The organism is Corynebacterium sp. AOP12-C2-36 (genome assembly GCF_052379185.1).
Lineage (GTDB): Bacteria > Actinomycetota > Actinomycetes > Mycobacteriales > Mycobacteriaceae > Corynebacterium.
Window position 1 is genome coordinate 14,709 of sequence record NZ_JBQSYJ010000009.1, and the last position, 13,129, is coordinate 27,837.

Sequence of the window (13,129 nt, forward strand, 5' to 3'; positions counted from 1 at the left end):
GAGAATGCCGGTAGCACCGATCACCCCGGACCCGGGGGCGGACGGGTGGGGGCGTCCAGCACCCGGCCCAGTTTCCGGGTCTTTTTCTGGGCCTCCTTCTCTCCCGCCGAACGCCGATCCGGACGGACGCTTCCGTCCCGCGGCCGTCGGCGGGCACCGCACCGCGCGCTGGTTCATCCTCGTCGGCGTGGTGCTGGTGGCGCTCGTCGTCCCGTTCGCCGTGCCGATGAACCCGTCACCGGACACCGAACCGTACCTACTCAACGAGGCCGCCGCCGACAGCCTCCTGTCCTGGGACCACGACCCCCTCGACCTCACGGCCCTGGACCCGCAGTGCGTCGCGACCGGTGACGCGATGTTGCCCGGCACCCTGGAGGCCGAGTGCGCCGACCGGTTCGGCAACTACGTCGACCTCGACATCATGTCGATGAACGGGGTCGGCGACGAGGACGGGGACACCACGCAGGCCGCCCGGCGGTCCATGCGCGCCATCTTCTACGGCGACATGTCCGGCGCCACGTTCACCACCGTGGACGACTCCGATGCCGCCGACCTGCTGCACCCCACGCTCGCCGCGCGCACCACCGAAGTTCTGACCACCCCGGTGCTCGAACTGGAACCTACCCTGCTGAACGACCCCGACGGCTTCTTCGATGATTTCGAGGACGGCCTCCGCGAGCCCGCCTCGCCGGACACCCACCCCGTGCAATACGGCGACAGCGACGGCAGCGGCAGCGACGGCAGTACCGGGTCGGGGTTGTACACCGCCGCGGCGTCCTTCCTGCTGGACGGCCCGGAACGGGTCCTCTACACCGTCACGGTGACCGGCGACGACGCAGACGTCGTGGCGGCCGCCGCCGAGCAACTCCTGGGGAGCGTCCGTGCAGCATAACGGCAACAACGACCCCGGGGTCAGCGCCCGGGACACCACGCGGCAGGGCTGGCGCGTGATCGACGTCCCGCGTGCCCACCACGACTCCTTCCCACCGACGCAGCGTCCGAAACTCCGTCCCACCTGGGACGTCTTCGGGTGGACGTTCCTGGTCCTCACCGTCATCGGTCTGCTGGTGGCGGCGCTGAACCCCCTGATCATGATGATCTTCCCCGGGCCCGGACCGGTCGCCCTGTGTGCCCTGTACACCGTGGTCTTCACGGCCGTGATGTGGTTCCTGTTCTCCCGCCTGCTCATCTACCGGGGCACGCCCTGGCTGCTCGCCGCGGCCGCCGTGCTGTGGGGCATGACCGGCGCCATGCTGCCCGCCTTCGCCATCGGCGAGCGGCTGATCGACCTGTCCTACAGCTGGAACATCGACGAGATGGCCCTCTCCCTCGGCGGCGCCTACCCGGAGGAACTCTCCAAGGGGCTCGGGGTGTGGCTGCTGCTGCACCTGGGCCGCGCCTGGTGGAACCGGCCGTGGCACGGGCTCGTCGCCGGGGTGCTCATCGGCATCGGCTTCGAGGCCTTCGAGAACTTCGGCTACGCCATGATGCTGAGCTTCTACCACCCGAGCTCCGACCTGGCCGGGGTCTCGGAGATGTGGTTGTTCCGTCTGGTCGCCGGGCCGCTGCTGCACGGGATCTGCGCCGGGCTCGTCGGATTCGGCATCGGCATGGCCGTCTACGCCGCCGGGCTGACCTGGACGCGACGACTGAGCTGGGTGCTCGGCGGCGGCGCCGCGGGCTTCCTCGTTCACGCCGGATGGAATCTGCAGCTGGACTCCCTGACCGCCCAGATCGTGAACATGGTGTTCATCTGGACCGTCGGCGCGGTACTGCTCGTCACCGCGGTGGTGATCTCCACGAAGGAGGCCCGGGTGCTCGCAGACGCGGGACTGTACCCGGCGGTGAGCATCTACCAGCGCATTCCCGTCGCACCGGTGCGGCCGTTCCTGCCGCCGGTGGCTGCTCAGCAGGGCCAGCAGATGCCGCCGATACAGCCGATGCAGCAATTCCCGCAGCAGGCGCCGCCGTTCCCACCCCGGCAGTACCCGCCACAGCAGTACCCACAGCAGGGCCGGAACGGCCCGCCACAGCCCCGGTAGTACCGGCGTGCAGACCGGCACAGTTGTGTTCATTCCTGATATGACTATCATCGGCGCCATGACCATTCTCTCCAGCACGACCACTGCCCCTCGCCGCCCCCGATTCCGCCGCGCCGCCGCGACCGCTGCCGCGCTCGCCCTCACCACCGGGACGCTCACCGCGATCGCCGCCCCCACCGCCGGGGCCGCCACCGCGTCCTCCGCCTCCCCGGCGTCGTCCGCGTCCACCCTCCCGTCGCTGCCCGAACTGCCGTCCCTGCCTGAACTCCCGTCGCTTCCCGGCGGAACCGGTGCGACCGGCGGCCAGGACAACTCCAAGGCCACGATCAACGACCCGGGCCGCGTCGCCGGCGTCGCACTGGCCGCCGGTGTGGATCCCGGCGTGGTGGGTCAGCTGCTCGCCGACCCGGAGGCCACCATCGCCGCCGGCGAGCGTCTCGGCATCCCGCGCCAGACCGCCGTCTGGGCGGCGAACAACCCCGAGCAGGCTCTCGGCGCGGCACGCGCAGCCGGCATCGACCCGGCCTGGGCCGCCAACGTGCTCGCCGCCAACCTGTAGGAAACACCACCTTCCACCAGCACGAACCCTGGTCCTCCCCGCACCCGTCCCCGGTACCTCCCGGGCGGGCGCGGGGAGGACCTTTGACGTTCCTCCCGCTCCCTTTCCAGCGCCTTTCCCGGGCCTTCCCCGACTCTTCCCGTGCTCTGTGGCACCCCTGAGAAAACGACCTCGGCGCGGTGAGCAGCAGAAAATCCGACACGCGGTGCGCGTGTTACTAGTGTGAATGTTGTGAATCGTGTGTATCGTGTGGCGCATGTTGTCTCTCCCCTGGCGTCGATCGGCGCGCACCACCGTCCCCGCCCGACTCACCGCAGTGACCCTCTTCGGCTCAGCCGCAGCGGTCGCCGCACTGGTCGCCACCGACGTCCTCCCCGTGCCCACCTGGGCGCTCGACGGGGTCGACGTCGCGAGCCACCAGCACCCCGGCGACTCCGCCATCGACTGGCAGAGCGTCGCGGCGTCCGGCCAGAGCTTCGCCTTCATCAAGGCCAGCGAAGGCACCGGGTACGTCAACCCCTACTTCACCTCCGACTCCGCCAAGGCCTCCGCCGCCGGCGTGACCCCGGGCAGCTACCACTACGCCAAGCCCGGCGAGACCGACCCGCGTGCCGAGGCTCAGCACTACGCCGCGACCCTGGCCACCGGCGTCCAGCCCTCCCTGCCGCCGACCCTCGACCTCGAGGAGTCCGGCGGACTCGCCCCCGCGGACCTGCAGAACTGGGTCCGCGACTGGATCGACGAGATCAAGGTCCAGACCGGCCGCGAACCGATCATCTACACGTACCAGAACTTCTGGCTCAACGACATGGGCAACACCACGGAGTTCTCCGAGTACCCGCTGTGGCTCGCCTACTACAACCCCACCCTGCCGAACGAGATCCCCGGCGGCTGGGACGAGGTCACCTTCTGGCAGTACTCCTCCGAGGGCCAGGTCGACGGCATCTACACCAACGTCGACATGAACACCTATTACGGCACCGACGAGCAGCTCCAGGGCCTCACCGGCGCCCCCTCGGACGGCAGCGCCGCCGGCAACATCGTCGACGCACTCAAGCCGATCACCGATGCGGCACTCGGCCAGGCCGAGGAGGCCAACGACACCGAGCACCAGGAGGCCGCGGGCGGCGAGCCGGGCCTCGACCAGCCGCTGAGCACGGACCTGCTGGTCAACCTTCTCGGCCTGGTCGGCGGCGCCGTCGGCCCGGAGGCCGTCCTCGAGGCCGCGATGAACTCCGGCCTCGGCGAGGGCCTGGGCTCGGTCCTGGCGTCCTCCGGCATCGAGGCGCGCGACGCCGGCGAGACCATGCCCGTCGCCGCGATCGCCGCCCTCGTGCTCGGCGCCCTCGGCCTCGGCGCCGACGGTGGCGACATCGCCAACCAGGTCGGCGACCTCGTCGGCTCCCTCGTCGACGAGCAGGGCCAGCCCCTCGGCGACGGTGGCCCCGACATCTCCCGCCTCGCCGAGCTCATCGGCGGCGGCGACGTCACGCTCGACAGCATCCTGCGCCTGCTCACCGCCTTCGGCGCCACGGACTACGCCGCCCAGATCGCCAACGGCACCGTCGACACCGACGCCCTCCTGGCCCAGGTCAAGTCAGCTCCGGCGGCACCCGCGCAGGACGCCCCGGCCGCCGATGCGTCCGACGCCGTCGCGTCCGACGCCGACCCGGAGGCGCTGCGCGCCGCGCTGGAAGGTGCCGGCGTGGACGCCGAGACCGCCGGCAAGCTCGCCGCGGACCCGGCCGCGACCGTCGCCGCCGCCGAACGCCTCGGCGTCGACCACGAGACCGCGTCCCGCTTCGCCTCGGACCCCGCCGGTGCGCTGCAGGCGCTGGACGAGGCCGGCATCGACCCCGTCGGTACCGCCCCCATGCTCGCCGCGCAGCTGTAGAACCCCACCCCGGGGGAGAGACACAACATACGACAACGCCCTGACCGGTGCTTTCGCCAGCACCGGTCAGGGCGTTGTCGTGCGTCAGTACACGCCAGTCCGGGTCAGGGCTGGGGCGCGCCAGGGGCCATGATGTCGGGCTCGTGGATGTCCTCGAGGCTCTCCGGCGTCGGCTCGGCGATCTCGCAGAGGTTCACCAGCGCACCCGTCGGGTCGACGAGGGTGCACAGACGACCCAGCTCGGAGTTCCACGGGGCACGGACCAGCTTGCCGCCCAGCTTCTTGACCTTCTTCGCCGCCGCGTCCACGTCCACGCAGCCCAGGTAGAGGGTCCACATCGACGGGTTCTCGTCCAGCTCGCTGGTGTCCCACATGCCGCACAGCGGGGCACCGTTGTACTCGCCGGTGGCGTAGCGGAACTTGTCCGTGTCGCTGTGCTGACGGATGTCCCATCCTGCGAGGTCGTGGTAGAACTTCATCGTCGCGTCGAACTGCTCGCCGACGAGCAGCTCGTGCCACACCGGGGTCCCGGGCTCGCCCGCGGCGAAGAACGGCTCGTCGCCGGACGGCTGCTTGAGGCCCACCGTCGCACCCGACGGGTCGACGATCACGGCCATGCGACCGCGACGTCCCACGTTGCGCGGGGACAGCACGCTCGTCGCGCCCGCCTTCACCGCCTCATCGTGCACGGTGTCGATGTCCGGGGCGTACAGCAGCATGCCCCACAACGACGACTTGTCGTCCGGGACCTCACCGAGGCCGGCGACAGGCATGCCGTTCTTCTTGGCGACGAGGTAGCCGTCGCACTGCGTGTCGAACTCCCAGTGCAGGAGCTCGGTGTAGAAGGTCTTCGCCTTCTCCAGGTCAGTGGTAGCCAGGTCGATCCAGATCGGCATTCCTGGCTCCGCTACGAGAGCGGGCATCAGAGGTTCCTCCACTTGTCGGGGTCGAAATCGTCATCGGCAGTTGCTTCGTCGAAGTAGTCGTCATCGTCACTGGCACCGTCACCGTCCACACCGTCACCCTGGGTGACGACGCGTGCGGTGGCGACCGGGGTGGCGTCCTCGTCAAGGACAGCCACCTCGTCACCGGTGCGCAGATGACGTCCGCGGCGGGTGTCGGCCTCGCCGTTGACCGTCACCCGACCGGCGGCGATGACCTCCTTGGCCGCGCCGCCGGAATCGACCAGGTTCGCCAGTTTGATGAACTGGCCGAGCCGGATGTCGTCACCGCGGACGGAGACGTCCTGCGCCGGTACCTTGTGCTCTTCTCGCTCAGGCATGCCGACCATCCTACGACTCCGCGCGGTGCGTGGGAAGTCCAGCCGGAATATCGTTACCAAACTTGCGGGGCACGGGGTGTGCGCTGGGAGTTTCAGGGCGCTCACGGGCGGCGCTCATGGTGGTTTCCGCCTGCGTGGTGGGGCGCTGCGCACCGGAGACGGTGGCCCTGTGCCCCGCGCCGATTGAATTGTCGCCCGCCCAGGCAGGGTTTCGGGCAGAACAGCTACCTGGAAGGGTGATCCGGCCGCATGTGACGGCCAGGAGCGCCGGGGACGGTCAGCGCAGCAGCGCCACGGTCTCCATGACTCCTTCGCCGACCAGGATCACGCCGAGAACGAGGAAGACCGCGCCGGCGACGATGTCGATCCACGGCCCGGCGGCCTGGAGGCGTCGCGACAGCGCAGGCACCGACACCATCACGGCGACGAGGACGAACCAGGCCACGCCCGTGACCAGCATCATCAGCAGAACGACCAGACGCATTCCCCACCCGGTGTCCGGCGGCACGAAGCCGGCGAAGACCGCGCCGAAGAACACCAGCGCCTTCGGGTTGGCCAGGTTCGTCATCAGCCCGAGCCGCCACGCGGTGGCCGTGGAGACCTTCTCAGCGGTGGTGGCCGTCACGGTGGTCCCGGCGGAGCGTCGTTCGGCCAGACCCCCGCGCAGAGCGCCCTGGCCCATCCACAGCAGGAATCCGCCGCCGACGAGGAACAGGACCGTCAGCACCCACGGGAAGGCGTCCACCAGGGCGGACAGGCCGACCATGCTGGCGAGGATCCACAGGGTGTTGCCGCTCATGATGCCGAGGGCGCAGGCCACCCCGTTGCGCCGGACGGCACCGAGGCGCAGGATCTGGACGAGGTCGGGCCCGGGCGACGCGATGGCGAGCAGCCACGCGACGAGGATGCTGAGAAGTGCGCCGCCGGTCATGGGGAGTAAATCTACCCGGGGACGAAGACGGGACCGGCCCCGCCCCCGGGGTCCGGACTACACGCTCAGCGGCATGTCGGACGGCGCGACGGGGCGCGGCAGGGCGCTCTCGCCCATCAGCGCGCGGTCCACGGCGGCGGCGCAGGCGCGTCCCTCGGAGATCGCCCAGACGATCAGGGAGGCGCCGCGTCCGGCGTCACCGGTGGCGAACACCGGTGCGTCGAACCCGGTGTCGCGCACGGCGGAGGACTCCGCCCACCAGGTGCGGTAGTTGTCGTCGCGCTTCAGGCGTCCACGGCCGTCGACGGGCAGGCCGAGCTCGGAGATGATGCCCCTGGTGTCCACGGAGGTGAAGCCGACGGCGAGCAGGACGAGGTCGGCGTCCATGTCGACCTCGGTGCCGGGCAGGTTGACGGTGCCCTCGGCGGTGCGGTCGCAGGTGGCCGCGCGCAGGCTGGTGACCCGGCCGTCCTCACCGGTGAGCTCCACGGTGTTGATGCGGTGCTCGCGCTTGCCCAGCGGGGTGCCGACCTCGCGCTCGGCGAGGCCGAGGGCGACGATCTCGTCGGCGGACTCGTCGCCGCTGATGTGGTACTCGCCCTCCTCGTGGGCGGACGCCACACGCCAGATCTTCGGCCACACCGGCCACGGGTTGTCCTCGGCGCGGTAGGGGTCCGGGGCGGGGTGGTAGTCGAACTGCCGGACGGAGGCCGCGCCCTGGCGCAGCGCGGTGCCGAAGCAGTCGGTGCCGGTGTCGCCGCCGCCAATGATCACGACGTGCTTGCCCTTGGCGTCGATCTCGGGGGTGTCGATGTCGCCGGCGACCACGCGGTTGGCCATCGGGAGGTACTCCATGGCCTGGTGGACGCCGTCGAGGTTGCGTCCGGGCAGGGAGACGTCGCGCGGGACGGTGGCACCGACGGCCATGACCACGGCGTCGAAGCCGGCGAGGTCGGTGGTGGACGGCGAGACACCGGTGCGGAACGTGGTGCCCTCGGCCTCCATCTGGACCAGACGGCGGTCGATCCAGCGGTTCTCGAGCTTGTAGTCCGGGACACCGTAGCGCAGCAGGCCGCCGATGCGGTCGTCACGCTCGAAGACGGTCACGTCGTGCCCGGCGCGGGTGAGCTGCTGGGCGGCGGCCAGGCCGGCGGGCCCGGAGCCGACGACGGCGACGGACTGCCCGGTGGAGAAGCTGGCCTTGACCGGGCGCACCCAGCCCTCCTCGAAGGCGTGCTCCACGATCTGAAGTTCCACGGTCTTGATCGCGACGGGGTCACCGACGCCGGCACCGGCCCCGATGCCCTCGATGCCGAGCACGCAGGCGCCCTCGCAGGGGGCGGGGCAGATGCGACCGGTGAACTCAGGGAAGTTGTTGGTGGCGTGCAGGCGGTCGTACGCCTCCTTCCACCGGCCCTGGCGGACCAGGTCATTCCACTCGGGGATGATGTTGCCCAGGGGGCAGCCGTCGTGGCAGAAGGGGATGCCGCAGTCCATGCAGCGGGAGGCCTGGGTCTGCACCTTCGAGTCGGCGAAGGGTTCGTAGACCTCCTTCCAGTCCATCAGGCGCAGCGGGACGGGGCGGTGTGCCGCCTCCTCGCGGGGAAACTTCATGAAACCGTGCGGATCAGCCATTACTTGACTCCCTCCATGATGGCGGCGGCGATGCCGTCCGCGTCCAGGCCTGCGTCGCGGGCCTGTTCGATGGTCTGCAGGACGCGGCGGTAGTCGCGCGGCATGACCTTGATCAGTGACCGGGGGTCCACGTCCACGGTGGAGCCGGTGAGGCGCCGGTGGCGCTCGATGGTGTCGACGAGCCAGTCGAGCTCGTCCTCGGCGACGGCCTCCACGTCGACGAGACCCGGGTTGATGTGCTTCGACATGCCTTCCACGCCGGTACCGTCGTCCATGAGGTAGGCGATGCCGCCGGACATGCCGGCGCCGAAGTTCTCGCCGATGGGGCCGAGGTTGATGACCCGGCCGCCGGTCATGTACTCGCAACCGTGGTTGCCCATGCCCTCGACCACGGCGGTGACGCCGGAGTTACGGACGCAGAAGCGCTCGCCGACGGCGCCGCGGATGAACATCTCACCCGAGACACCGCCGAAGCCCAGGACGTTGCCGGCGATGATCTGGTGCTCGCCGACCGCGCCGTCGCGGCCGTTGGGACGGATGGCGATGGTGCCGCCGGAGAGCCCCTTGGCGACGTAGTCGTTGGCGTCGCCGACGAGGGTCAGGGTCATGCCACGGGGTACGAAGGCGCCGAAGGAGTTGCCGGCCGAGCCGGTGAACGTGAGGTTCACGGTGCTCTCGGGCAGCCCCTCGCGTCCGGCGACGCGGCTGATCAGCGAGCCGGTCATCGTGCCCACGGAGCGGTTGACGTTGGTGATCGGGTACGCCAGCTCGATGGTGGTGCCCTCACCGGCGGCGGCGCGTCGGATGGTCTCCTCGGCGTCCTCGCGGATGCGGTTGTCCAGGGCGCCGTCCAGGCTGTGGTCCTGCTGCTTGGTCTTGTACAGGTCCTGGTGCATGTACGGGCTGTCGGGGCGGGCGAAGATCGGCGAGAGGTCCAGCGACCCGGCGGTCTTGTGGCCGGGGTCGACCTTCCCGGAGCGCAGGCACTCGGAGTGGCCCACGGCCTCCTCCAGGGTGCGGAAGCCGAGCTCGGCGAGGTACTCGCGGACCTCCTGGGCGATGAAGGTGAAGAAGTTGACCACGTGCTCGGCCTGGCCGGTGAACTTCTTGCGCAGGTCGGGGTTCTGGGTGGCCACGCCGACGGGGCAGGTGTCCAGGTGGCAGACGCGCATCATGATGCAACCCTCGACGACCAGGGGTGCGGTGGCGAAACCGAACTCCTCAGCGCCGAGCAGGGCGGCGATAATGACGTCGCGTCCGGTCTTCATCTGGCCGTCGCACTGCACGGTGATGCGGTCACGCAGACCGTTCATCAGCAGGGTCTGCTGGGTCTCGGCCAGGCCGAGCTCCCACGGGCCGCCGGCGTGCTTCAGCGAGTTCAGGGGGGACGCACCGGTGCCGCCGTCGTGCCCGGAGATCAGGACGACGTCCGCGTGTGCCTTCGACACACCCGCGGCGACGGTGCCGACGCCCTGCTCGGCGACGAGTTTGACGTGGATGCGGGCGTCCGGGTTGGCGTTCTTCAGGTCGTGGATCAGCTGCGCGAGATCCTCGATGGAGTAGATGTCGTGGTGCGGCGGCGGGGAGATCAGGCCCACGCCCGGGGTCGTGACGCGCACCTCGGCGATCCAGGGGTACACCTTGTGCGGGGGCAGCTGGCCGCCCTCGCCGGGCTTCGCGCCCTGCGCCATCTTGATCTGGATGTCGGTGCAGTTGTTCAGGTAGTGGCTGGTCACGCCGAAACGGCCGGACGCGACCTGCTTGATCGCCGAGCGGCGCCAGGTGCCGTCAGCCTCGGGTTCGAAGCGTCCCGGGTCCTCGCCGCCCTCACCGGAGTTCGACATGCCCTTGAGCCGGTTCATGGCGATGGCCAGGGTCTCGTGCGCCTCGGCGGAGATCGAGCCGTAGCTCATCGCGCCCGTGGAGAAGCGCTGGACGATGGCGGAGACCGGCTCGACCTCGTCGACGGGGATGGACGGGCGGTCGCTGTGCATCTCGAACAGACCGCGCAGCGTGGCCAGGCGCTTGGCCTGGTTGTCGACCTTCTCGGAGTACTCCTTGAAGATGCGGTACGCCCCGGTACGGGTGGCGTGCTGCAGCTTGAACACGGTCTCCGGGTTGAACAGGTGGTACTCGCCCTCGCGGCGCCACTTGTACTCGCCGCCGATCTCGAGCTCGCGGTGGGCGGCCTCCTCCGGACGCGGCAGGAAGGCGAACCGGTGACGCACGGCGACGTCGGCGGCGACCTCGTCGAGGCCGATGCCGGAGATCGGGCTGTTGCAGCCCTCGAAGTAGTCGTCGAGCAGGTTCTGGTGCAGGCCGGTGACGTCGGCGAGCTGGGCGCCGCGGTAGGACGCCACGGTGGCGATGCCCATCTTCGACATGATCTTCTGCACGCTGGCGGTCGCACCCTCGATGAAGTTCCGGCAGCCCTCGTCGGTGCTCAGCGAGCCGAGCTGGCCGCGCTTGACGAGCTCGTCGATGGTCTCGAAGGCGAGGTAGGGGTTGATCGCGTCGGCGCCGAAGGTGATCAGCATCGCCAGGTGGTGGACCTCGCGGGCGTCACCGGACTCGACGATCAGCGAGGCCTGCGTGCGGGTGCGCTCGGCGACGAGGTGCTGGTGCACCGCGCTGGTGAGCAGCAGGGACGGGATGGGCGCCATGCGCTCGTCGGACTCACGGTCGGAGAGGATGATCAGCGTCGCGCCGTCCTCGATGGCCCGCGAGGTCTCGCGGCGGATGCGCTCGATGGCCTGGCGCATGCCGCGGCCGCCGTGGGCGACCGGGTAGAGCCCGGAGATCACCGCGGAGCGGAAGTCGCCGAAACCCTCGTGGTCGCCGGCCTGGCGCAGGGTGGCCAGGGTGGAGTTCAGCAGGACCGGGGTCTCCAGGTGGATGCGGTGCGCGGCCTCGGGCACCTCGGTGGTGACGTCGACCTGGCGTCCCAGCTGGGTGAACATGCTGGTAACCATCTTCTCGCGGATGGAGTCCAGCGGCGGGTTCGTGACCTGCGCGAAACGCTGCGCGAAGAAGTCGAAGAGCATGCGGGGACGGTCCGACAGCGCCGCGATGGGCGTGTCGGTGCCCATGGAGCCGAGCTGCTCGCCGCCGGTGACGGCGAGCGGCTGGATCAGGACGTCGACGTCCTCCTCGGTCATGCCGAAGACCCGCTGGCGCAGGACGACGCGCTCGTGGCTCATCGCCTCGTACTCGACCGGGGGCAGGTCGGCGAAGCGCACGATGTTGTCGTCGACCCACTGGCGGTAGGGCTTGTCGGCGAGGCGGGTCTTGATCTCGTCGTCGGGGATGATGCGCCCCTCGGCGGTGTCGACCAGGAACATGCGGCCGGGCTCCACGCGGCGGCGCTGCACGATGTCCTCCGGGGGAACGGGCAGCAGACCGGCCTCGGAACCACCGATGACCAGGCCGTCCTTGGTGACCCAGATGCGCCCGGGACGCAGTCCGTTACGGTCGAGCACGGAGCCGATGACGGTGCCGTCGGTGAAGACCAGCGCCGCCGGGCCGTCCCACGCCTCCATCAGCGAGGAGTGGTACTCGTAGAAGGCGCGCACGTCCGGGTCCACGGCGGGGTTACGCTCCCACGCCTGCGGGACCATCATCATCACCGCGTGCGGCAGTGAGCGTCCGGCGAGGTGGAGCAGCTCCAGGGCCTCGTCGAAACGTCCGGTGTCCGAGCCGGACGGGTCGCAGACCGGCAGGATGCGCTCGATGTCGCCGAGGGCCTCCGAGCGGATCTGGGACTCGCGGGCGCGCATCCAGTTCTCGTTGCCGCGCACGGTGTTGATCTCACCGTTGTGCGCGAGCAGCCGGTAGGGGTGCGCCAGCGGCCAGGAGGGGAAGGTGTTGGTGGAGAAGCGGGAGTGCACGACCGCCAGCGCCGACTCGACACGCTCGTCCTGCAGGTCAGGGTAGAAGTCGCGCAGCTGCGGGGTGGTCAGCATGCCCTTGAACACGATGGTGCGCGAGGACAGCGACGGGAAGTAGACGGTGTCGGACCCCGGGCCCTCACCGGGGCCCTTGGAGCCGAGCTCGCGCTCGGCACGCTTGCGCACGAACCACACGCGGCGGTCCAGCTCGATGCCGGAGAGCTCGTTGCCTTCGGCGTCCTGCCCGGAGATGAACAGCTGGTAGAAGATCGGCTCGGCGTCGCGCGCCATCGCGCCCAGCGCGGAGTCGTCGACGGGGACCTCGCGCCAGGCGAGCAGGGTGAGGTCCTCCTCGGCGATGATGGACTCCACGGCGCGCATCGCGTCGAGGGCGGCCATGCGGGCGGCCGGGAGGAAGGCGATGCCGGTGGCGTAGGCGCCGGGTGCGGGCAGGTCGATGCCCTGCTCGGCCAGCACCTCGCGGTAGAAGCGGTCCGGGACCTGCATGAGGATGCCCGCGCCGTCGCCGGTGTTCTTCTCGGCTCCGGCGGCACCGCGGTGGTCGAGGTTGACCAGCGCCTGGATGCCCTTCTCGACGATGTCGTGGGTGGCGCGTCCGTGCATGTCGGCGACGAAGGCGACGCCACACGCGTCGTGTTCGTGGGCGGGGTTGTAGAGCCCCTGGGGCGCCGGGTAGTTCTTCAGCTGGTTGTTCACGGGGTGGTCATCCTCCGGTCGTCGGGTCGGGCAGTGCGTTTCGCCGGTGGCCTGGGGTGGTGGCCTTTCCTCGGTACGGGTGCGTTTGCCCTACTGATACGGACCTGCGCAGGCGACACAAAATTAGGCTTGGCTTAGAGCCGCTGGTGCGCTCGGCGAAATGTGATGAAGCACACATTTTT

Annotated in this window: 9 protein-coding genes; 4 read left to right on the forward strand and 5 right to left on the reverse strand. The window is 69.9% G+C overall.

The features are described from left to right. Window positions 1-4 precede the first annotated feature (4 nt). From ACT3UN_RS09160 to ACT3UN_RS09175, 4 genes are all read left to right on the forward strand, one after another. On the forward strand, window positions 5-892 hold the full coding sequence (locus ACT3UN_RS09160) for a hypothetical protein (RefSeq protein WP_444656922.1): 888 nt from the start codon (window positions 5-7) through the stop codon (window positions 890-892). Next, window positions 882-2,042 (forward strand): PrsW family intramembrane metalloprotease, encoded by a 1,161-nt coding sequence (locus ACT3UN_RS09165; RefSeq protein WP_441582928.1) that lies wholly within the window; start codon window positions 882-884, stop codon window positions 2,040-2,042. Before ACT3UN_RS09160 ends, ACT3UN_RS09165 begins: the two co-directional genes overlap by 11 nt. Before the next feature lie 58 nt (window positions 2,043-2,100). After that, window positions 2,101-2,601: a hypothetical protein gene (locus tag ACT3UN_RS09170; protein ID WP_441579428.1), complete on the forward strand. Its 501-nt coding sequence runs from the start codon at window positions 2,101-2,103 to the stop codon at window positions 2,599-2,601. A 256-nt stretch (window positions 2,602-2,857) separates the two neighbouring features. Next, on the forward strand, window positions 2,858-4,495 hold the full coding sequence (locus ACT3UN_RS09175) for a glycoside hydrolase family 25 protein (protein ID WP_444656923.1): 1,638 nt from the start codon (window positions 2,858-2,860) through the stop codon (window positions 4,493-4,495). A gap of 104 nt (window positions 4,496-4,599) precedes the next feature. Here the strand turns inward: ACT3UN_RS09175 and ACT3UN_RS09180 are convergent, their stop codons facing one another. The 5 genes from ACT3UN_RS09180 to gltB all read right to left on the reverse strand — a co-directional run bounded on the left by ACT3UN_RS09180 (window position 4,600) and on the right by gltB (window position 12,935). Beyond that, window positions 4,600-5,418 (reverse strand): VOC family protein, encoded by an 819-nt coding sequence (locus ACT3UN_RS09180; protein WP_301442265.1) that lies wholly within the window; start codon window positions 5,416-5,418, stop codon window positions 4,600-4,602. After that, on the reverse strand, window positions 5,418-5,777 hold the full coding sequence (locus ACT3UN_RS09185) for an RNA-binding S4 domain-containing protein (protein WP_301442264.1): 360 nt from the start codon (window positions 5,775-5,777) through the stop codon (window positions 5,418-5,420). Before ACT3UN_RS09185 ends, ACT3UN_RS09180 begins: the two co-directional genes overlap by 1 nt. Window positions 5,778-6,054: 277 nt before the next feature. After that, complete coding sequence (locus ACT3UN_RS09190) at window positions 6,055-6,708, reverse strand: LysE family translocator (RefSeq protein ID WP_301442263.1); 654 nt, start codon at window positions 6,706-6,708, stop codon at window positions 6,055-6,057. A 57-nt stretch (window positions 6,709-6,765) separates the two neighbouring features. Next, window positions 6,766-8,343 (reverse strand): glutamate synthase subunit beta, encoded by a 1,578-nt coding sequence (locus ACT3UN_RS09195; protein ID WP_441582926.1) that lies wholly within the window; start codon window positions 8,341-8,343, stop codon window positions 6,766-6,768. Then, window positions 8,343-12,935: a glutamate synthase large subunit gene (gene gltB, locus ACT3UN_RS09200; RefSeq protein WP_301442268.1), complete on the reverse strand. Its 4,593-nt coding sequence runs from the start codon at window positions 12,933-12,935 to the stop codon at window positions 8,343-8,345. The genes ACT3UN_RS09195 and gltB overlap by 1 nt, the downstream gene beginning before the upstream one ends. Between the last annotated feature and the right edge of the window lie 194 nt (window positions 12,936-13,129).

Excerpts from the sequence above, each read along its gene's own strand:
- ACT3UN_RS09160 (WP_444656922.1), top strand. The coding sequence starts at position 5 with ATGCCGGTAGCACCGATCACCCCGGACCCGGGGGCGGACGGGTGGGGG.
- ACT3UN_RS09170 (WP_441579428.1), top strand. The coding sequence starts at position 2,101 with ATGACCATTCTCTCCAGCACGACCACTGCCCCTCGCCGCCCCCGATTC.
- ACT3UN_RS09175 (WP_444656923.1), top strand. The coding sequence starts at position 2,858 with ATGTTGTCTCTCCCCTGGCGTCGATCGGCGCGCACCACCGTCCCCGCC.
- ACT3UN_RS09180 (WP_301442265.1), bottom strand. The coding sequence starts at position 5,418 with ATGCCCGCTCTCGTAGCGGAGCCAGGAATGCCGATCTGGATCGACCTG.
- ACT3UN_RS09185 (WP_301442264.1), bottom strand. The coding sequence starts at position 5,777 with ATGCCTGAGCGAGAAGAGCACAAGGTACCGGCGCAGGACGTCTCCGTC.
- ACT3UN_RS09190 (WP_301442263.1), bottom strand. The coding sequence starts at position 6,708 with ATGACCGGCGGCGCACTTCTCAGCATCCTCGTCGCGTGGCTGCTCGCC.
- ACT3UN_RS09195 (WP_441582926.1), bottom strand. The coding sequence starts at position 8,343 with ATGGCTGATCCGCACGGTTTCATGAAGTTTCCCCGCGAGGAGGCGGCA.